We start from the raw sequence: 19,400 nt of genomic DNA on the forward strand, positions 1-19,400 counted from the left end.
GAGATGGTTGATTGACTGCAATGGAATGCTTAGATAAGCTTAGAGAGATGCAAATCGAATTGAGAACTCTAGAACGTGATATAAAAGAGTTAAAGTCAAAGTTATACTCTTTAAGAGCTATTGATTACAGTAAAGAACATATCAGTGGTGGAACCCCAAAAGATTTGGGAGACCAGATTGCACACTTTAATGCAAAGCTAAAAGTTGTACAGGATAAGTGGCAGAGATTTATGCAGTATAGCGAAGCGGTGGATAAAATGATAAATCAAATTGAATCTTGTCAGTTAAGGGCTTTGTTACATGAACGATATATAAATTGTGGGAGCTGGGAGCAGGTAGCGGAGGTAGTAGGGGTTACCCGTGAATGGATTAGAAAACGTATGCATAAAGAGGCTATAAAAGAATTTTCAAAAATTTATAAAAACAGTTGGCAAGAGTTGGCAGTAGTTGGCATTCAAGATGTTATATAATATAAGATGTAAAAGAAGCTGAAAGGCTAATGGTTTTACACTAACTCCTCAAAATTATACCCACATGCAAGAAGGCACCTGAAAGGGTGCTTTTCTTGTTTGAATTTTGTATAATTGGATCAGATATAGTTTTGTAAGGAGGTAAATATGATGGAATTAAGTAATCGAGCTATTGAAGTTTTAAAAATGTGGGTAGAAGAGAAACTTGAGAATATTGGGCAGGCATTTCCTAATATAGAGGATAGACAGCAATATTATAATGATGTCAGAGATGAATTAGAAGCAGCAGGGTTTATAGAAAATTCTAAGCAGAATATTTATAAAGTTACTGAATTGGGATATCAGTATATTGAAAATCAAGAAAAGAATAAATAGGCTATTAAAGCACTCAGAACAGTGGGGGCTTTTTTACATATAACAAAAAAAGCCCCTCGAATGAGAGGAGCCTTTTAAGGTTAGGCAATCATCGCGACTGATTGTCTAACATAGTGCGTTGGACGAGGTTAGCCTTTTTTCTTATTACTACCAGAGCCTAATGGAATTGGCCATGCTTTTTTACCGTAGTCACGGGCATACATGCGTTTTCCTGTTTTAGGATTTGTAATATAAGCAACGAATTTGACATTCGGTCGTTTTGAAGATTGTTTTGACATGTTCTCGCCTCCTTCCTTATTGATATAAGGCGGGCCCGCACATGATAATATTATAACATGTATTTTAAATATAAAAAGAAGAAAAACCCTTAGAATTTAATCTAAGGGTTTTCCTTCTGGACTTAACGAGCGACGAGAACATTTAATTATAATTTTGTTCTGTTATAGGTTGTCGCGAGCAACCTATATAACCTCGTGTATGTCAAACAATCTTCAATTACACTATACAACATAGAGAAACAAAATGCAACTTTTTGATGTAATTTTATACGATTATTTTTTGAGTAAGTTTGTGTTAGTTTGTATTAGTTTGTATTAGTTTAATTAAAATTAATAAATATACATATAAATTAATAAAAATGAAAGGGGGTGATGACGTGACACCAAAGCAAGATAAGTTTTGTGTAGAATATTTAGTTGATTTAAATGCAACTCAAGCAGCTATTAGAGCTGGATATAGTGAGCGTACAGCTCATAGTCAAGGGCCTAGGTTGTTGGAGAATGTTGAAGTTCAAAACCGCATACAAGAACTCAGAAAGAAAGCTTTTAAGGAAACCATCGCTACTGCTGAAGAAGTGGAAGCTATGCTATCTAAAACTATGCGTGGCGAGCTTGATGAAGAGGTTGTTGTAGTAGAAAGCCGATTTGGAATTAGTAAAGCTAAAAAAATACGAAAGCAAGTTTCGTTGAAAGATAGAATAAAGGCTGCAGAGCTTATGGGGCGACGTCATCAACTCTTTAGTGATAAGAATACTGTAGTAGATGAAGTTAGACCTATCACATTTATATTTAACCGTGAGGTAACAGAATGAGCACGATTAATATAGCTAATTTAATAGCACCTTCCTTTGATGAGTTGTTTTTTGAAATTCAAGAACATAAATATACACATTATTGGACAGAAGGGGGCCGCGGAAGCACTAAATCTTCATTGCATAGTATTAATATACCACTGTTATTGATTCAGAATCCTCAATGCCATGCAGTTGTGTTGCGCAAGGTAGGTAATACAATTAAAAATTCTGTGTATCCTCAAATTCAATGGGGAATTGAGCAATTAGACTTAACTAACCAATTCCACTTTAAGATAAGTCCACCGGAAATTACATATCTGAAGACCGGACAGAAGATTTTGTTCTTTGGTGTAGATGACCCTCAGAAGATTAAGTCGATAAAAGTACCGTTTGGTCATATAGGTATTGTCTGGTATGAAGAGTTGGATCAATATAGTGGCATGGAAGAAATACGTAATTTGAACCAATCGATCTTGCGTGGCGGTGAAAAATATTGGTGCTTTTATAGCTTTAACCCACCTAAAAGTCAAGATAGTTGGGTTAATAGTGAAAAGTTAATAGATGAGAGTGATAGAGTTGTTCATCATTCCACTTACTTAGACGTTCCTAAAGAGTGGCTTGGTGAACAATTTTTTTATGAAGCAGAAAAACTAAAGCAAAAGAATGAAATGGCCTATCGTCATGAGTATCTAGGCGAGGTTACAGGTACAGGCGGAACTGTATTTGAAAATGTGAGTCATCTAGATATGTCTAATGAAATGATTGAACAGTTTGATAGGCTTTATCGAGGTTGTGATTTTGGATTTACTATTGACCCTACAGCTTTTGTAAATACATATTACGATGCTAACCACGAAGATTTATATATTTTTGATGAGATTTATCAGCAGAAACTTAGTAATAAGCGGACTGCAGAGTTAATCTTATCTAAGTGTGGTAATGGACGTGTATTAGGTGATAGTGCTTCACCTGGTACGATTTATGAGTTAGCTAATTTAGGTGTAAATATAGTTAGTGTAAAGAAATGGCCTGATAGTGTAGATTTTGGTATTAAATGGTTGCAAAATTTACGCCATATTTATATCGATAGGCATAGATGCCCTAATACATATAAAGAGTTTGTACGTTATGAGTATGAACGCAATAAAGAAGGGAAATTTATTAGTGCATATCCAGACAAAAACAATCATGCTATTGATGCTACAAGATATGCATTAAATGATATTATGCGTAACTTACGGACACAAGTAGGTCATATTAACATTTACTAAGGAGGCCATATGGCAAATCAAAAAGATAAAATGTATAAGCTCTTGCATGATGCCTATTATGGCGATGGTATGTTTTATGATGGTTCAGCCCTTATAAAGCATGAGCGTGAGTCGATTAAAAATTATAGACGACGTCGCAAGTTAGCTTATTATTTAAACTATGTAGGTCCTATAGTTGACTGTTCAGTTTTACCAGTGTTCAATGATGAAATTAAAAGAGATTATAATGATACCGCTAAATTTAAGCTGTTTTTAGAGGATGTAGACCGTGCAGGCACTAGTTTGCAAGATTTTATGAGCCGTCAGGCAGTAGCGGCTAAGCTCTATGGTGTCGTATATATCATTGTTAATAACGATGCTGTGTTAGGCGAGTCTGATGCAGATAATATAGCAAATCGGTCACTGCCGTTTCTTACTGCTATTGAACCTAAAGATGTCATTGGTTGGCATTTTGATGAACGAGGTACTTTAAACGACTTTTCGTATAAAGGTAAATTTTATGATGATGATGGTTGGCATACACGTCAATATGTGTGGACTACTGAGAAATGGGAAGTAAAAGATGAGTATGGAAAGTTACTTCGCAGCGGAACTCATAATTTAAAACGTGTTCCGATAGTACAATGGTTTGGTCGTAATACAGACCCTAAACGAGTATTACCTGTACCTGAATTTATTTCCATTGTTCAAACTAATTATCATATTTATCATTTGTGTAGTTTGCTAAATCAGATTAGTGATAATCAAACTTTTAATATATTGACAATGCAGAGTACAGGACAGGGGTTGACGGATGTGACAATAGGGACTAATAACTTATTAGTATATCCGCAAGATACGAATGTACCACAATTTATTGCGCCTGATGCAGGGCCGGCTACAGTTCTTATGGAGCAAATCACGAGGTTAGTGAGTGAGATGTATCGTATGTCGGGGCTTAATAGTGTGATTGGGGTTGAATCTGCTAAGTCGGGGTTAGCTAAAAAATGGGACTTTGAACGTACTAATAAAAACTTGGTTAACTTTTCAGTCCAGTGTGAAAAAGCCGAAAAGGCTATTATTGCATTGTATGAATTGTGGTCTGGCGAATCTATTGGCTATGTTTGTGAATATCCACGTGATTTTAATGTAGATGATGTGGCTGACTGTCTATCACAGGCACAGCAAGCTATTGATTTGGGGGTTGGTAGTAAGACATTTAAGCTAGAAGTTGCTAAGAAGGTGCTAGAATCGTATATGCCAAATCTAACACCAGAAACATATGACATGATTATTAATGAACTCGAAGCTGCACAAGAGGATTTGGATAAATCGGAAGCATTTGGTGAAGGAGATATGTTAGGTGATAGAACAGACCAAGACAATGATCCAAGATTTTGAGGTGCGGATTAAAGAATTATTGGCAGAGGGGTATAGCGCACAGCAGGCTGTTAAAATAGCCTATGAAGAGTATCCTGTTATGCAGACGTTACGAGATGAAATTCAAATTAGTCTGCATGGATTAGCAGAAGCTGGTTATGGAGGTGTTTTATCTAAGTCTATAACAAACAGTGCTTTTAAAATAGCGTGGGCCCCTGATGGGTTGACTTTATCGAGTCGTACAATAAAAGGAGGCAGCTCCGTAAAGCAAATGGTGGTTGACACCTTACAGCAACAAATGGTTCGCAATGCTAATTATAAAAAGAATGCTTTGGCTATATTTGATGGATATCGCTGTGGTGGAGTAATTCCAGAGCAAGACATTCCTGATATGATGTCTAAGTTAATTAAACTGAGCAATGGTTCAGAATATGATAAACAAGCGTTTAGGAGCGCTATGAGGGCTGTGCAACGCAATGTTAACAGACTAACTAGTCAGAATTTAAAAGTGGCCTATAACAAGCTATTAGAGGCAATAGAAACAAGAAATGACCAAGCTCTTAATAAAGCTTTATATCGTGCTACGCAAGAGCGCACACGGTACTTTGCTGAACGGATTGCCAGAACAGAACGGGCTAGGGCTTTTATGGATGGATTTTTAGCACAATGGGAGAGTGATGAAGACTGTGTAGCATATCAATGGCAGCTCTCTACAGCGCATCCCAAACATGATATTTGTGATCTCTATGCTAATGCTAACCTTTATGGATTAGGTAAAGGCGTTTATCCCAAAGATAAAGTGCCAAGTATTCCTGTTCATCCACACTGCATGTGTAGATTAAAGCCTTTGTTTGAAGGACAGATTCCTGATATTACTGTTAAAGACCGTATTGAAGAAGGTGGACGTGAATACATTGCAACACTTTCGCGAAAGCAAAAAGAACAACTGTTGGGAGTTTATGGCAGTCGCGAGGTTGAAGCCGGGGCATCTTGGACTGCTAAGGCTAAAGCGTATAATAATCAAGTATTACAAGGCCGACTTAAGATTCCTAAATCGTTGAGAAATTATTTGGTAGATGGTAAAATTAATATAGAAGAGTTTGCTAAGCGAGTGGATAATGAAAGTGATGAAGCTTTTGAAAAAAGAATATGGGACTATATAAAATCGCCATTTTGTGTTAAGGAATTTACACCAAGACAAGAGATACACTATAAGTTTTCCGATAAGTATATTGCGGGGCGAAGCTATTATACAGAACAGATAAATATAAATGAGGTTGTAGAGTGTTTATATGATGGAGAGTTACGACTGACGAACCTAGGACATTGGAAAGGTCAAGTTGAAATAACATTTAATAGAAAGAATGGTATTGTTGTCTTGCAAAAAGATGGAGGAGGAGAAATTGCAACATCATTATCTGTAGTCCATATGAGTAATAAAGGGCTACATATTGTTCCTAAAAAGGAGGAGTAAGATGATATCTGAAGCAACTATACATAATTTGTATTTAGGAAGGCGTGTAAAGCTGATTGATACTGATGGAAAAATCTGGAAGGGCAGGCTGAAGGGGATAGAGGGAAGTAATGACACAGAAAATGGGAAATATTGTGTTGATATGAAAGTTGATGGGATGGAACATAAGCGAATTAGCTATTGTTTTGAAGAAGATGAAATTAAATCGATAGAAGTTATTGATTAACCGCTTACGTAAGTAGGCGGTTTTTTCATGCCCTGCGCAGTGGAGCGTATGGGCATTTTTTATTGGCAGAAACGGAGGAGACCGTTTTATATATTTATTTTCAGATACGGAGGTTGACGAAATGACGTTGGCAGAATTGTATTCAGCATTAGAAGGTTTGGATAAGGGGAGTGAGTTTGTATCAACGATTAAGGCAGAGATTGCACGGCTTAATAGTGAAGCGAAAACACATAGAGAAGGTAAAGAAGCAGCGGAGGCTGTAGTTGCTAAGTTAACAGGTGAGCGTGACACGTTAAGTACTAAGATTGCCGAATTTGAAACAGTAGGGGCTGGTAAAAATAGCGAAATGGCAGCGTTACAAAAGAAGATTGATGATTTAACTAAGAAGTATGAAACAGCTGAGCAAGCACGTAAAGATGCTGATACAAAACGTATTCAAGCTGACATTAATTCACAAGTAGTAGATGTCTTGACTAAAAGCAATGCTATGGATCCACAGGAATTTGCAAAATTAATTGTTCCTAGCATTAAAGTTGCTGACGATGGTACGTATAGCTATACAAAAGCTGATGGTACAGTAGGAACGATACAAGACTGTGCATCGGAATGGTTAAAAGGTAAACCTTGGGCCATTAAGAATACACAAAATCCTGGTAGTGGCGAGTCTGGTGGAGCAAGCGGTGCTGAAGGCAATGATGTACAGAAAGAATTTGAACAGAATTTAGGAATTTAAAAGAAAGAAGGTAAAAATATGGCAATTAACACTCTTGAAATGGCAAAGATTTTCCAACAGTCTTTAGATAAACAAATGTTGGTTGGTGCAACTTCTAGTTGGATGGAGGCTAATGCAAAACAAGTAAAATATAATGGTGGTGATACAGTACGAATGCCTAAGATTTCTACTACAGGTCTTGCAACATATAATCGTGATGAAGGGTTCAATCAAGGCTCTGTAACACTGTCCTACGATGACTATAAGTTAACACAAGACCGTGGTCGAACATTCCTCCTAGATGCAATGGATATTGATGAATCTAATTTTGTAGCTTCTGCAGGGAATGTAATGGGTGAGTTTCAGCGTTTACAAGTAATTCCAGAGGTAGATTCATATCGTTACTCTAAAATTACAGCGTTAGCTAAGGAAGCTAGTCACGTGACTGAAGGGTTTGCTGTAACAGCAGAAAATATCCTAAGTAAATTGGATGAAGAGATTACCAATATCCAGGATATTGTAGGCGAAGATGTGCCACTAGTTATTTGTATGGCTACACCAATCCGCACTATTTTAAATAATGCTGATAAGATTGAACGTCATATCTCTGTAGCAGACTTTAAAGCTGGAGAAATCAGTACTAAAGTTCGTACTTATAATGATATTCCGATTTTATCTGTACCTTCTGCGCGCATGAAAACGCAGTATGTGTTTAATGACGGGAAAGAAGCTGGTCAGGAGCAAGGCGGATTTAAAGCTGATGAAGCTGCTAAGGCTATTAACTGGATTATTATGGCTAAGAACGCTCCTATCGCAATTTCCAAGACTGATAAAGTGCGTATTTTTAGCCCAGATGTTAACCAAAAAGCAGATGCATGGAAGCTTGATTATCGTAAATTCCATGATTTATGGATTCCAACAAATCGCTTAGCCGGTGTTTGGGCTAATACAGGTGCTTAGGAGATGCTTTATGACACGATTAGTACGTTTAAATGAAGTTAAGTATATTGATAATGCAGAAAAAGTTGAGGGATTAAAAAGTCTTGGGTTTGAAGTAGTTGAGCTAGAGGGGGCGATACAATCTGCCCCTTCTGATTTAGCGGATAAAGCCCCTACTAAGTCAGAGTTATTAAAGGAAGCTAAGTCAAAAGGCATTAAAGGACTAACTTCTAAATCTAGTCTTGAAGAGATTTTAGATGCTCTAAAGGCAGTCGAGTCTGATGAATAATGCTCAAAATATTTTTGCAAAGCGCTTGAGGTTAGCAGTCAAAGAATCTACAGTATTAGTTCAAGAATATGCACAAAACAATCATCGGTATACGTCATATTCAAGTGAATTAGAGAAATCGGTGATGATGCGATTATTAGCAAATGGGTTAACTGGTGAGGTGTATTTAGACACCTCAGTAGCAGAGTATGGACCGTTTGTGCATGAAGGAACTAAAGCGCATATGATCTTTCCTAAAAATAAGAAAGCTCTAAGATGGTTTGAAGGTTCTAATGTTGAAATCTTTTCTAAACGAGTACATCATCCTGGAACTAGGAAAGACCCGTTTTTATATAACGCTTTAAAGGCAAAAACTGCAGATATTAACGCTATATTTGCTAAGCATACAGGAAAGGCGGTAGATGATATTGCAGGATCTATACGAAATCGAGTCTATACGTGGCGCTGATGAGCTTTTAGGACCTAATGTAACAGATGAAATTATGGAGAAGGCTGTAAAATGGTTGACCTACTTTGCGGCATCGCTATCTGTTCAAGTGGAAGAAATTGAACCTAGTTTTGTTGTGACAGAACTCATTACAGCTTATGCTATGAGAGAAGTTTGTATTAAGAAATCTTACGCACTAGGTGCTTCAGTGTTTAATCCAAGTAAGCTGGGGTCTAGTGTGGTAGATTATTTTGGTCAGAAGCTCAAGTATTACGAGTCTAAAATTAAAGAGCTAGAAAATCGAATTACAGCTGCTGATTTAACAGGTGGTAAGGAGGGTAAAGCAGGCTATCGCTCTGTAGCCTTATATAGGGGGTAATATGCTATTTTATGAAGCACTACATTATATGGGGGATGAGCTTTTAAATCGTTGCGATGGAATTAATGTTTTTTATGGATTTAGACATCCATCAAGTTTTAGCATGAATGAGAGTAGCCAAATTGTTAATATTTATCGAAATAGTGAAGACGATGAATATGTAAATATTTCCATCGCTTTATGGGTTCGTGAAGATGCTCCCGATTTAGATAGAGGATATGAGAAGTTAGCTACATTTGAGCAAAAATTTTTTAAAGCGATTCAGGATTTAAACGAAGAATTATGGGCACTCGAAGCAGAGGGCCTTTTTTTATTGGATAACGTGCAACTTTTAAGTATTGAGATTGAATCTACAGCAGGTGATGACGGTAGTTTATGGCCTGCATTTGGTTCAGAAACAAAGCTTAAATTACGCATTCATAGACATAGGGAGGTGCGGTAATGGCAACATCTAAGCCGACCAATATTACAGAAACGGAAGGAGTATCCGATATGGCAACAGTGAAAAAAGCATTAGCACCAACTAAAAATGCTAATTTAGCAACAGTTGGTAAGAATTATTTATTATATTTAAATACTGGCACAGATGAGGAAACTGGTGCGGAATGGACATTGTTAGGAGGACAACGTAGTGGTGATTTATCTCGTAAATCAGACTCTATTGATGCTTCTCATAAAGGGAGTGGTGGTTGGAAGACTACTCTACCTGGTTTAAAAGAATGGTCTATTGATTTGGAGACCTTATTAATGACTAATGATGAGGGATTAAAAGCATTGGAACAAGCTTTTTTAGATGACCAATTGGTTAATTTAAAATTTGAATATCCGGATAAGTCTTATTACACTGGATGGGCCTCTTGTACAGAATTATCTGTTTCTGCGCCACATGATGACGTGGCAACGTATAAAGGCTCTTTAAATGGCGTAGGGCCATTGTCTGAATTAAAGAAAGGAAATTAATAAATGGGTAAAAAAATTCCTTGCGATTGGTTTGGTGAAGGAGAATTTTTATATTTTAATATTATGCGTTTAGCTGAGTTTGAAAAAGCTGTTGGACGTCCGTTACAACGATTGTTATTCGAGGGATATTATCTTGATGATTTATTTGTTGCATATGAAATTGCGCTACGTCATGAAAAGAAGCGTTCTCCACAATTTTATATTGATAGAATTCAGCATTTAGTAGAAAAAGAAGGGCTTACTATTTCTGATTTAACTTTACCAATTCAAAAAGCGTTGGTTGCAAGTGGGGTTGCCGGTAAACAGGCTTATTACGCTCTGTTCCCTGAAGAGCTCACTGAAGAAGAGGATGAAGAATTAAAAGCTGAAGAGGAAGTAGCAAAAAACTAAAAAGGGGGCATATAGCCCCCTCATTTTTACAATGGATAGCATATAAAGAGCGTGTTGCGTATAGTGTTCTTCAATTAAAACCATGGGAGTTCGAACGACTGACGCCTTTAGAATTAGAGAAATTAGAACGCGGATTTAAAGAGAGGGAAAAATACCTAGATAGTAAATCAGCATTTTTGACTACATTAATAACTAATACACATTTAAAAGAGGGGCTTAATGTCGCAGATGTAATGAAAGCGTTACATCCAATGACGGCAGTTGAGCGAGTTAGAGCTGATAGAGCATTTGAACGAGAGTGGATAGAAGCACGAGGAGGTGAGATGGACAATGGCAAATACACAGATTAATGTACAGATTAATGGTAATTCTTCAGGTGCTCAGAAAGCGATAGCTGCTGTTGGAGCAAAAGCTGAGGCTGTTTTAGGTGGCAAATTACAAACTATTATGTCAAAAGCATTAAATACGTTGCCGATAGCTGGAGCAGCAATGGGCATTGGGATGATTGGTACAGCAGTATCAGATGTTACTTCAAGAGTTACTGGCTTAAGTGATAGATTAGCTTCAACTAAAGCACGTATTGATTTAATTAATGACGGGACACAGACCACGTCAGAGCTAATGGATAAAGTTTATGCAGCTGCTAATAGATCTAGGGGCTCTTACATGGAGATGGCTAACAGTGTGGCAAAGTTGAATATGTTAGCTAAAGATGCGTTTAACTCTAATGACGAAGCAATTGCTTTTGCAGAACAAATGAATAAGCAGTTTAAAATTAGTGGGGCGAGTTTACAAGAGCAACAGGCTGCTATGTACCAATTAACACAAGCTATGGCAGCAGGTAAACTTCAAGGGGATGAGTTCAGGTCTATTATGGAGAATGCCCCTATGCTTGCTCAATCTCTATCTAAAGAATTGGGAGTATCTGTCGGCCAATTAAAGAATATGTCATCTGAAGGGGCATTAACCGCTGATGTTATTAAAAGTGCTTTGCTTAATTCTGCAGACGAGACAAATGCGAAGTTTGCTGAGTTGCCAATGACTTTTGAAGAGGTAGGGGCACAATTGCAAAATAGTGCTATACAAGCCTTTCAGCCGGTGTTAGATACAATCAAAAGTACGACATCAACAGATGCTTTTCAATCAGTCCTTGCTGGGGTTCAGACTGTATTTCAAGGAATGGCAGCGGCAGCTCAAATAGGGGTGATGGGGATTCAAGGTGCGTTTTCGGTAGGAACAATTGCTGTATCAACATTTTCTAATATTGTACGCTCCACAGGTAGTGTTATAGCTGCTTTTGGGCCTGTTGCGATTGGTACATTTGCTGGAGTTACAAGTTATATAGTGGCAGCTCGAATTGCTACCACGGCTTTGGGCACTGCAATGACGGTTCAACAAGCTATTCAAAAAGGTGTAGTTGCATCTACTGCAGCTTATAACCTCATATTAAAAGGTAGTCAAAGTGCAATGGTAGCATATAGAGGCGCTATGGCAGCAGTACGGTTAGAGATGACTATAGTGAAAGCTACTACGGCAGGCCTAGGTGTATTAACAGGCATATTGCGTGCGAGATATGTAGCAGGGAAAGTAGCTACATTGGCCATGGCAGGTGGTCAAGCAGTTTTAAATGCTGTTATGAAAGCAAATCCGATTGGATTTGTTATTGGACTATTAATAGCTATTGGTAGTGCATTTGCTACTGCTAGTGTAGCAAGTAATGGATTAAGCGAAACCTTAACTAGTGTCTGGAATAGCGTTGTTCATACTTCTGCATGGGCTGTAAATAAGGTAATTGGGCTTATCAATATGTTAATCAAAGGGTTTAACATGGTTGGCTCTAAAATTGCAGGGCTTGCGGGAACTAGCTTTACAGCTGTGTCTGAGATTAGTGAATTAAATCCAGAGGATGTGCAAAGTTTTGCTGATACGACTGGAGGAATACTTAAACAGGCGTTTGATTTTACTGCAATGCCTTCAACTGATGTTGGGGATATAAGTGGAGCAGACAGTTCTGGAGGTATAGGAAGTGGCTCTGGTAGCAGCAGAGGAGGCGGCAGTCAAGGTAAAGGCAGCGAAGCGCTAGAAGAAGCTAAACGTGTACATGAAGCAATTCTAGATAGTTGGTATGATATGTTTGGTAAACAGTCGGAGTTAGTTGATAGATGGTTAGCTAAAGAACTAGAAGAATTAGAGAAGTCTAAAACCAATAATCTCAATTATGAAGAAGATAAAACACGGCTGATGGAAATGTATTCTAAAAAAAGAGAACAGGCACTTTATGAAGAAGCTAAGCGAGCACGAGAGATTCAAAACTCGGTATATGATATGTCTGTTAAGCATAACTTAGCCATGCAATTGCAAGATTCATCAGGTGCTACGTCTCCTATGACAAAATTTGCTGAAGAGTATAAACAAGCTTTGATAGATATAGAACGAACCTATCAAGAATATAGCGATGAGTATGCTGCTATGTCTAAGCGAGATCAAGACACATATATTGCTGCATTAAAAGCTCAAGGGTTAGCCTTCGAGCTAAGTAAAAACAATGAGCTAAAATTTACAGAACAAATTAATGCAGAAAAGTACGCTGCTGATGAGAACTATGCTAAACAACGGGCCGAATTGTTAAGAACTCAGGCTGAGGAAGAATGGCTTATTTCTGAGGCAATGAGAACACAAAACTTTGAGGCACTGCAACAAGCATTATCTGATGAATATGTAGCAATTAAAGAAAATTATGAGCTACGAAAAGAGCTTATGACAGAATATCAAGAAGCTGTTATGAATTCTCATTGGAGCGCACAAGAGGCTATGTTCAATACAATGAATGCTGGACTAGATAGTATGGAAGAGTCTTTATCTAGTATTTTACAAGGGACTAAAAGTATAACAACCATGTTTCAGAATATGGGGAAGGCAGTGCTAAAAACTATATCTGATATGGCAGCGCAATGGATTGCAGCACAGTTAAAGCAGATGCTATTTGGTAAAATGCTACAATCACAACAAACTGCAACAAGTATAGCTGCTGCAAATGCGCAATTAGGGCCTTGGACACAATTGGCACAACAGGTATCAATGGCTACATTTGGTGTAAGCGCCACTACTGGCATGGCTGCGTGGAGTGCTGCTAGTGCTATGGGTCAAGTGCAGAGTGCTTCTTCATCTATATTATCCGGAGGGCTATCTGGTAATGGAGTGGCATCGTTTACAGCTTCAAATACATCTTCTCTGATTAGAAGTAGCAGTATGATTGGATTGGCTGATGGAGGGCTTGCTACAGGAGAAACATATGCTCGTATTGCAGAAGGTAAATATCCGGAAGCAGTTTTACCTCTAAGTGAGAATGTATTTAACCAAATTGGGGAAGGTATTGCTCGTAGTGAAGGTGGTGGCGGTACTGTAATGCTTAATATATCTACTATGGATGCTGAATCCTTTATATCTTGGTTAGGCTCAAAAGGTGGCCAAGCTATTAAACAATATTTGTATGATAATAATCGTGAATTTGTAGCAGATACGGGAGTATGGTAATGGCAACTTTGAAGAAATTTCCTAATATTAATACCCTTGAATGGAAGTCAACTAAATCCCAAAAGTGGAATACGGTAGTAAAAACGTCAGGTGCGGGTAAAGTTCGCACCTTAACTACGTGGCAACGTCCACAATATACAATTACTACTGCCTTTGCCTATCTGACTCCTGCACAATATAAAACGCTCATGGGCTTTTTTGCTAGTACAAAAAGTGGACATCAGCCTTTCCTTTGGCTAGACCCAGAGGATTATGAAGAAAAGGGGATTCGTCTTGGTGTAGGAAGTGATGGTAAGTGGCAAGCCATGCGTAAAATGGGGGATTATTTAGAGCCGGTAGAATACATAGAAAATTTAGTATTGTATGCTGATGGGAAAAAGGTAGGTAGTGTAAGGGTTGATAAAGGATTAATCACTACATCGGATCCCTTATCGCCTACAGCTGTTATTACGGCTGATTATAAATATTACTGGAAAGTGCGCTTGAGTGGTGATGAGTTCACGGCCGAACTACAGTATAAGAATATCTATAAATCAAAATCAATAAAGTTGGTGACAGTGCGATGAAACAAGTCAGTGAAGCATTAGAAGTGCATTTGAATCAAGAAAAATCATTTTTAAGTTGTGACTTATATGAATTATTGCTTAAAAGCGGTGTAGCATACTATTGGGCTATTACAGATATGGATGTAAAGCTAGGTGGTAAGATATATCGTGCTGATGGGCCTATTATTACACGCAATCAGATTAAAACTAGCTCTACTGTTAGCGTAGATAAGTTGACAGTCACTGTTAATTGTAATCACGAGGACCGTATAGGTGGTGTACCTATTATGGCTGTAGCACATAATGGTGGTTTTGATGGGGCAACATTAAAGCTTAGACGAGCCTTTTTCAAGGATAATGGGCAGGTAATTGATGCTATTGATTTGTTCGAAGGTCTCGTTGAAGTCAAAAAAGGTGGCGGGCTTACATTACAGCTTGATGTCAAATCTACAGTACAAAAGCTAAATGTAGAATATCCAACACGCCGCTATTATCCACAATGCCCTTATTGTATTTATGATAGTGATTGTGGCGTAGATATTAAACAGTATCGTAAACGAGTTAAGGTAACAACTGTTATTAGTGCACATGAGGTGCGTTTTGATACCACATTTGCTAATGGATACTACGATGCAGGTGGCATTGAATGGTTAGATGGACCTTTGGTAGGTCAATCTACGCAAATCATGAAAAGCCAAAATAATCAGATTACATTCATGAGTGCAGCAGATGCAATGCCACAAGTTAACAATGAAGCATATATTTATCCTGGCTGTGATAAGACTCCAGCTACTTGTAAAAGCAAATTTAATAATTTTAGCCGAAATAGAGCTACACCTTATGTGCCTCTTAAGGAGTCGATACGTTAATGGAACAAGGAGAATTAATTGCTAATGTGGCTTTAACTTGGGTCGGAACGCCTTACATGAATTATGCTATGGTAAAAGGGCGAGGCGTAGATTGTGCTCATCTTATCGTGGGAGTACTCCTTGAAGCAGGTTTATTGCATGAAGGCGATTTGCGGATAGAAGCATATTCAAATGAATGGCATTTGCATCGGTCAGAAGAAAAGTTTATTAAACATATTAAGAAAATTGCCTATGAGGTAACGAAACCTCAGATTGGCGATTTTTTATTATATCAATATGGACGGTGTGTAAGTCATGGAGCAATTTTAGTAGAGCCTAATGTAGTAGCTCATGCATTTGTTGATCAAGGCGTTATTTTATCTAAGCTTGATGATGTACTTTTTTATGACAACACAGGTAAGAGTAGATTACGAAAAATTTATAGATTTAATGGAAAGGGGGAACCCTAATGGGCTTTTTATTTGGTGGTAGTAAAAATACGACTACTAGAGCTGATAAAATTGGTGATTTCCAAATTAATAGTGCTTCTTATGGTGAAGTAGTACCGGATGTATTAGGGACAACCCGAGTATCCGGTAATGTTATTTATTGGGATGATTTTACAGCTCATGAACATAAACAGACACAGCGCACAGGTAAAGGTGGCGGTTCAAAGCATACTAACATAAGTTATACATACACCGTAGCAGCTGCTCTTGCCTTATGCGAGGGGCCCATTAGCGGTGTAGGAAAGGTATGGGTAGATAAAGAAGTTTATGACTACCCACATCCAAGTATACAGCTTAGCCTTTTTAATGGAGCGAAAGGGCAATCTCCATGGCCTTATGTACAAGGGAAGCATCCAGAAAAGGCATTACCTTATTCAGGACTTGCGTATATGGCTGGTGTAGTTGATTTAGGTGATAGAGGCAGTTTACCTAATTATAATTTTGAAGTAAGAGGTAAATTGCTTAATACCGGCGATGGAGTTGATGTTAATCCAGCTGATTATATCGTGCACGTACTAAAAAGTGCAGGTATGAGTGATGTGCAAATTGATGGATTAGACAACTATCGTAAGTACTGTGCAGCGGCGGATATGTTAATCTCATCGCCGCCTAGTATGTCGGCAGAAAAGGCTCAATCAATCATTAATGATATTGCAGAGATGACTAACGCCTATTTATTTTGGTCGAATAACAAACTCAAAATTGTACCTTTAGCAGATGAGGCTATTAATGGTTGGGGTCCTGATAAACAGATTAAGTATGACCTAACACATGATGATTTGATACCTGGTAGTGATGGCCAGTTGGTTTTATATAGTCGCAAGGATAGTAGTGAATGTTATAACCAAGCTAGTGTAGAGTTTATTAATCGTGCTAACAGTTATGAAAAAGAGGTAGTATCGTTCGAAGTAGTGGCCGATGTACAGCGTAATGGATTACGTCCTGCAAGTGTAAAACAGGCACACTATTTATACACTAAAAAGAGAGCTATGTACTTAGCTGAACAGCTAGCTATGAAACAACTATATGCTAAAAATCAATATACCTTTAGATTGGACTGGGCTTTTTGTCGACTTGAACCAGGAGATTTAGTAACTTTGACTGACGATATTTGTCAGCTTAACAAGCAAGTTGTAGTTATTACTGCGGTGAACGAAGCAAATGATGGCCAACTTGAAATTACTGCTGTAGGTAAACCACCAGGCACATATGCACCTGCTAAATATGATGTCCACGAAAACGAAAGGCCTTTTGTTGACTATAACCAAGCGGCACCGAGCATTACGAACTTGAGTATTATACAAGCACCTGGGGATATTGCTGGCGATGAGCTTCTATTTGGAGTTACAGCGCCTAATGGTTGGGGTGGTTGCAATGTATGGGTGTCTGATAGTGGTGAGGCGTATAAGCAAATTGGAACAATCAGTCGAAGGGCACGCATTGGTAAGCTAGTAAGCTCCCTTTACGAGGCAGCTACAACAGGAATGATTAAGATGGACTATGGTGAGCTTAAAAGTGGTACTCATCTTGATGCGGAGCGAGGGAATACAGTATGCTGGCTTAACGGTGAATGTTTATCGTATGAAAAGGCTACACTGCAAGCTAACGGTAATTGTTTATTATCTAGTATCGTAAGAGGACAATATGGGACGTTGGCTATAGATCATATCCCTGGAGAAGAAATTGTAAGATTGGACGAAGCGTTGTTCCGCGCGCCATATAGGACAGAAGATATAGGAAAGAAAATTTACATTAAATGTACATCGATGAATATCTTTGGTGGGCAAGAACAAGATTTATCTGAAGTCAAGGCTTATGAGTATACAATTAGGCCATATTATATTCCAGAAGTAAGTAATTTAACTTTATATACTAAGTATTATGATTTAGGTCGTGGTGTTAAGAGTTTTGATGTTATTGCTACATTTAAGCAGCCTAATATTAGTAGTTTTGACACTGCAGAAGGCTGGTATAGAGAAAGTGGCGGAGAATGGAAGTATGGGGGTACTGGCAATGGTCAAGTAGTTATTAGTGGATGTGAGTTAGGAAAAACTTATGATGTAAGAGTGCAAGTAAAAGATATTCATGGGAATTATTCACAGGGTGTAACTAAATCTATTCAGGTAGTAATGAAATCAGAAAAGCCAAACGCACCTCAAGGTTTTTCTGTTTCATTTAGTGATAGAGCATATTTTTATTGGCTCGAGGTCCGAAATGCTGATGTAGACTACTATGAGGTGCGGGCCGACATGAATCCAGGTGTAACAGCTGGTCTTATTGGTCGTAGTAATAATACGACTTTTAGTACAGATACTCTTATCAATCGGCAAGGAAAGATTTATTTATATGCACATAATCCTATTAAAGGATATAGTGCACCGTCAATGGTGGAATATAATGTGCCTCAACCGCAACGTATCGCAGAGTTTAATGCAAGATATGTAATTGGAGGTCTAGTTGTTGAATTTCCGGCTATCCCAGGTAGTTGTAGAGGAGCTAATGTATATATTGATGGAAGTGCAGTATTATATATGAATAATAGTGTATTTGTTCCGCTAGATGCTGGGGTATATACAGTAAAGCTTGCTTATGTCGATATCTTTGGTGAAGGTCCACAATCAGATGAAAAGATAGTTGCTGTTAAAGATGTAATTGATAAAGAAGCAATAAAACGTATTGGCATTTCAAGAGACTTATTAGATGAGTCATTAAATCAAACGTTAAACTCTTTAGAAACTTTGCCTGGCAGTATTGATGGAATAGTAACAAAGATAGATGCAGCTAATAACTCTATTAATTCTGTTGTAGCAAACCTTCAAGGGGACCCTAGAGAATCCGGCTATAGTGCAATTACTCAGCTTTATGACAGTTTGCAGTTGAAAGTAAGTAAGGATAATATCGTTAGTAGCATTAATCTATCAAAAGAAGGTGTTCAAATTAATGGTGATTTACTTCATATAACAGGTAAGACGGTATTTGAAAAAAACATTATAGCAAAAGATATGATACAGGCAAATGCTGTTACGGCGGACAAAATATCAGTAAACGATTTAGGGGCTATTAGTGCAAATTTAGGAACGGTAACTGCAGGGACAGTAAAAGGAGTCTCAATTATCGGCTCAACGTTTAGAAATGATAACAGCTCTTTTACTATAGATGCTAACGGCAATATACGAGGTGCAACGCTAGATGCTAATAGTTTGTGGCTTAGTGGCTTACAATTTAGAGGTGCGGTTTCTGTTCAATACACTGTAAAAGATGGTGATTTATGTCCAATTCCAAATGGATATTCAGAAGGCGAATGCATATTCTTACCGTTATATTGCGAAAGCTACACGGCAGAAACGTATGACATGTACGATAGACAATATCCACCCGATTGGCTAACAGAGAGGTACAAAAGAGGTTCTTTGATTAGTGCGAGGCCGTCTGCCAATGTAACAATGAGTTATGGGCACGGGACGTTTAAAACGTCAGAGCCATTATTGGGTGGCATTTATAATCGCGAGGCAGTTTGTTTAGGATATTCAAAAGCTACGAACAACTCAACAGTTAACAGACAGCCTGCATTATTTTATCGTGGCTTTGTCCGAATCATGGTTTTAGGTATAAAGAGGTGAT

22 protein-coding genes are annotated in these 19,400 nt (G+C 38.0%); 21 read left to right on the forward strand and 1 reads right to left on the reverse strand.

The window, feature by feature from the left end:
• The first annotated feature begins 11 nt into the window (after window positions 1–11).
• A complete protein-coding gene (locus QZR90_RS06525) occupies window positions 12–470 on the forward strand; it encodes a hypothetical protein (RefSeq protein ID WP_295790031.1) in 459 nt (152 codons plus the stop codon).
• Between the two features lie 147 nt (window positions 471–617).
• The gene (locus QZR90_RS06530; protein WP_295790033.1) at window positions 618–845 is read left to right on the forward strand and encodes a hypothetical protein; all 228 of its coding nucleotides are present in this window, start codon (window positions 618–620) and stop codon (window positions 843–845) included.
• 128 nt (window positions 846–973) lie between these two features.
• Here QZR90_RS06530 and QZR90_RS06535 read toward each other — a convergent pair whose 3' ends face one another.
• The gene (locus QZR90_RS06535; RefSeq protein WP_295790035.1) at window positions 974–1,123 is read right to left on the reverse strand and encodes a hypothetical protein; all 150 of its coding nucleotides are present in this window, start codon (window positions 1,121–1,123) and stop codon (window positions 974–976) included.
• A gap of 377 nt (window positions 1,124–1,500) precedes the next feature.
• On the opposite strand from QZR90_RS06535, the gene QZR90_RS06540 reads away from it, so the two are divergent.
• The 19 genes from QZR90_RS06540 (at window position 1,501) to QZR90_RS06630 (ending at window position 19,399) form a co-directional block, all read left to right on the forward strand.
• A complete protein-coding gene (locus tag QZR90_RS06540) occupies window positions 1,501–1,935 on the forward strand; it encodes a terminase small subunit (RefSeq protein ID WP_295790037.1) in 435 nt (144 codons plus the stop codon).
• Window positions 1,932–3,188: a PBSX family phage terminase large subunit gene (locus tag QZR90_RS06545; protein WP_295790040.1), complete on the forward strand. Its 1,257-nt coding sequence runs from the start codon at window positions 1,932–1,934 to the stop codon at window positions 3,186–3,188. Before QZR90_RS06540 ends, QZR90_RS06545 begins: the two co-directional genes overlap by 4 nt.
• Before the next feature lie 9 nt (window positions 3,189–3,197).
• Window positions 3,198–4,568, forward strand: a complete 1,371-nt coding sequence (locus QZR90_RS06550; RefSeq protein ID WP_295790041.1) for a hypothetical protein — start codon at window positions 3,198–3,200, stop codon at window positions 4,566–4,568.
• A complete protein-coding gene (locus QZR90_RS06555) occupies window positions 4,531–6,021 on the forward strand; it encodes a polymorphic toxin type 50 domain-containing protein (protein WP_295790043.1) in 1,491 nt (496 codons plus the stop codon). The genes QZR90_RS06550 and QZR90_RS06555 overlap by 38 nt, the downstream gene beginning before the upstream one ends.
• Window position 6,022: 1 nt before the next feature.
• Window positions 6,023–6,247, forward strand: a complete 225-nt coding sequence (locus QZR90_RS06560) for a hypothetical protein (RefSeq protein WP_295790045.1) — start codon at window positions 6,023–6,025, stop codon at window positions 6,245–6,247.
• A 121-nt stretch (window positions 6,248–6,368) separates the two neighbouring features.
• Complete coding sequence (locus QZR90_RS06565) at window positions 6,369–6,980, forward strand: hypothetical protein (protein WP_295790047.1); 612 nt, start codon at window positions 6,369–6,371, stop codon at window positions 6,978–6,980.
• An 18-nt stretch (window positions 6,981–6,998) separates the two neighbouring features.
• Window positions 6,999–7,919, forward strand: a complete 921-nt coding sequence (locus QZR90_RS06570; RefSeq protein ID WP_295790049.1) for a hypothetical protein — start codon at window positions 6,999–7,001, stop codon at window positions 7,917–7,919.
• A 10-nt stretch (window positions 7,920–7,929) separates the two neighbouring features.
• Window positions 7,930–8,187 carry a hypothetical protein gene (locus tag QZR90_RS06575; RefSeq protein WP_295790051.1) on the forward strand — a complete coding sequence of 86 codons (258 nt, stop codon included), beginning with the start codon at window positions 7,930–7,932 and terminating at the stop codon, window positions 8,185–8,187.
• On the forward strand, window positions 8,180–8,635 hold the full coding sequence (locus tag QZR90_RS06580) for a hypothetical protein (RefSeq protein WP_295790052.1): 456 nt from the start codon (window positions 8,180–8,182) through the stop codon (window positions 8,633–8,635). The genes QZR90_RS06575 and QZR90_RS06580 overlap by 8 nt, the downstream gene beginning before the upstream one ends.
• A complete protein-coding gene (locus tag QZR90_RS06585; RefSeq protein WP_295790054.1) occupies window positions 8,589–8,993 on the forward strand; it encodes a hypothetical protein in 405 nt (134 codons plus the stop codon). Before QZR90_RS06580 ends, QZR90_RS06585 begins: the two co-directional genes overlap by 47 nt.
• A 1-nt stretch (window position 8,994) precedes the next feature.
• On the forward strand, window positions 8,995–9,435 hold the full coding sequence (locus tag QZR90_RS06590; RefSeq protein WP_295790056.1) for a hypothetical protein: 441 nt from the start codon (window positions 8,995–8,997) through the stop codon (window positions 9,433–9,435).
• Window positions 9,435–9,953 carry a phage tail tube protein gene (locus tag QZR90_RS06595; protein ID WP_295790058.1) on the forward strand — a complete coding sequence of 173 codons (519 nt, stop codon included), beginning with the start codon at window positions 9,435–9,437 and terminating at the stop codon, window positions 9,951–9,953. The genes QZR90_RS06590 and QZR90_RS06595 overlap by 1 nt, the downstream gene beginning before the upstream one ends.
• Before the next feature lie 3 nt (window positions 9,954–9,956).
• Window positions 9,957–10,343: a hypothetical protein gene (locus tag QZR90_RS06600; protein ID WP_295790060.1), complete on the forward strand. Its 387-nt coding sequence runs from the start codon at window positions 9,957–9,959 to the stop codon at window positions 10,341–10,343.
• A 176-nt stretch (window positions 10,344–10,519) separates the two neighbouring features.
• Window positions 10,520–10,693: a hypothetical protein gene (locus QZR90_RS06605; protein ID WP_295790063.1), complete on the forward strand. Its 174-nt coding sequence runs from the start codon at window positions 10,520–10,522 to the stop codon at window positions 10,691–10,693.
• Window positions 10,674–13,877, forward strand: coding sequence for a tape measure protein (locus tag QZR90_RS06610; RefSeq protein WP_295790065.1), 3,204 nt, complete (start codon window positions 10,674–10,676; stop codon window positions 13,875–13,877). The genes QZR90_RS06605 and QZR90_RS06610 overlap by 20 nt, the downstream gene beginning before the upstream one ends.
• Window positions 13,877–14,443 carry a DUF2460 domain-containing protein gene (locus tag QZR90_RS06615; protein ID WP_295790067.1) on the forward strand — a complete coding sequence of 189 codons (567 nt, stop codon included), beginning with the start codon at window positions 13,877–13,879 and terminating at the stop codon, window positions 14,441–14,443. The genes QZR90_RS06610 and QZR90_RS06615 overlap by 1 nt, the downstream gene beginning before the upstream one ends.
• Window positions 14,440–15,291 (forward strand): DUF2163 domain-containing protein, encoded by an 852-nt coding sequence (locus tag QZR90_RS06620; protein ID WP_295790069.1) that lies wholly within the window; start codon window positions 14,440–14,442, stop codon window positions 15,289–15,291. The genes QZR90_RS06615 and QZR90_RS06620 overlap by 4 nt, the downstream gene beginning before the upstream one ends.
• Complete coding sequence (locus QZR90_RS06625; RefSeq protein ID WP_295790071.1) at window positions 15,291–15,740, forward strand: NlpC/P60 family protein; 450 nt, start codon at window positions 15,291–15,293, stop codon at window positions 15,738–15,740. The genes QZR90_RS06620 and QZR90_RS06625 overlap by 1 nt, the downstream gene beginning before the upstream one ends.
• Window positions 15,740–19,399, forward strand: a complete 3,660-nt coding sequence (locus tag QZR90_RS06630; protein ID WP_295790073.1) for a phage tail protein — start codon at window positions 15,740–15,742, stop codon at window positions 19,397–19,399. The genes QZR90_RS06625 and QZR90_RS06630 overlap by 1 nt, the downstream gene beginning before the upstream one ends.
• Window position 19,400 lies beyond the last annotated feature (1 nt).

The organism is uncultured Veillonella sp., assembly GCF_900545795.1.
Taxonomy (GTDB): domain Bacteria; phylum Bacillota; class Negativicutes; order Veillonellales; family Veillonellaceae; genus Veillonella_A.

Excerpts from the sequence above, each read along its gene's own strand:
- QZR90_RS06595 (WP_295790058.1), top strand. The coding sequence starts at position 9,435 with ATGGCAACATCTAAGCCGACCAATATTACAGAAACGGAAGGAGTATCC.
- QZR90_RS06575 (WP_295790051.1), top strand. The coding sequence starts at position 7,930 with ATGACACGATTAGTACGTTTAAATGAAGTTAAGTATATTGATAATGCA.
- QZR90_RS06610 (WP_295790065.1), top strand. The coding sequence starts at position 10,674 with ATGGCAAATACACAGATTAATGTACAGATTAATGGTAATTCTTCAGGT.
- QZR90_RS06550 (WP_295790041.1), top strand. The coding sequence starts at position 3,198 with ATGGCAAATCAAAAAGATAAAATGTATAAGCTCTTGCATGATGCCTAT.
- QZR90_RS06565 (WP_295790047.1), top strand. The coding sequence starts at position 6,369 with ATGACGTTGGCAGAATTGTATTCAGCATTAGAAGGTTTGGATAAGGGG.
- QZR90_RS06590 (WP_295790056.1), top strand. The coding sequence starts at position 8,995 with ATGCTATTTTATGAAGCACTACATTATATGGGGGATGAGCTTTTAAAT.
- QZR90_RS06530 (WP_295790033.1), top strand. The coding sequence starts at position 618 with ATGATGGAATTAAGTAATCGAGCTATTGAAGTTTTAAAAATGTGGGTA.
- QZR90_RS06615 (WP_295790067.1), top strand. The coding sequence starts at position 13,877 with ATGGCAACTTTGAAGAAATTTCCTAATATTAATACCCTTGAATGGAAG.
- QZR90_RS06620 (WP_295790069.1), top strand. The coding sequence starts at position 14,440 with ATGAAACAAGTCAGTGAAGCATTAGAAGTGCATTTGAATCAAGAAAAA.
- QZR90_RS06535 (WP_295790035.1), bottom strand. The coding sequence starts at position 1,123 with ATGTCAAAACAATCTTCAAAACGACCGAATGTCAAATTCGTTGCTTAT.
- QZR90_RS06585 (WP_295790054.1), top strand. The coding sequence starts at position 8,589 with ATGATATTGCAGGATCTATACGAAATCGAGTCTATACGTGGCGCTGAT.
- QZR90_RS06545 (WP_295790040.1), top strand. The coding sequence starts at position 1,932 with ATGAGCACGATTAATATAGCTAATTTAATAGCACCTTCCTTTGATGAG.
- QZR90_RS06560 (WP_295790045.1), top strand. The coding sequence starts at position 6,023 with ATGATATCTGAAGCAACTATACATAATTTGTATTTAGGAAGGCGTGTA.
- QZR90_RS06625 (WP_295790071.1), top strand. The coding sequence starts at position 15,291 with ATGGAACAAGGAGAATTAATTGCTAATGTGGCTTTAACTTGGGTCGGA.
- QZR90_RS06580 (WP_295790052.1), top strand. The coding sequence starts at position 8,180 with ATGAATAATGCTCAAAATATTTTTGCAAAGCGCTTGAGGTTAGCAGTC.
- QZR90_RS06630 (WP_295790073.1), top strand. The coding sequence starts at position 15,740 with ATGGGCTTTTTATTTGGTGGTAGTAAAAATACGACTACTAGAGCTGAT.
- QZR90_RS06600 (WP_295790060.1), top strand. The coding sequence starts at position 9,957 with ATGGGTAAAAAAATTCCTTGCGATTGGTTTGGTGAAGGAGAATTTTTA.
- QZR90_RS06570 (WP_295790049.1), top strand. The coding sequence starts at position 6,999 with ATGGCAATTAACACTCTTGAAATGGCAAAGATTTTCCAACAGTCTTTA.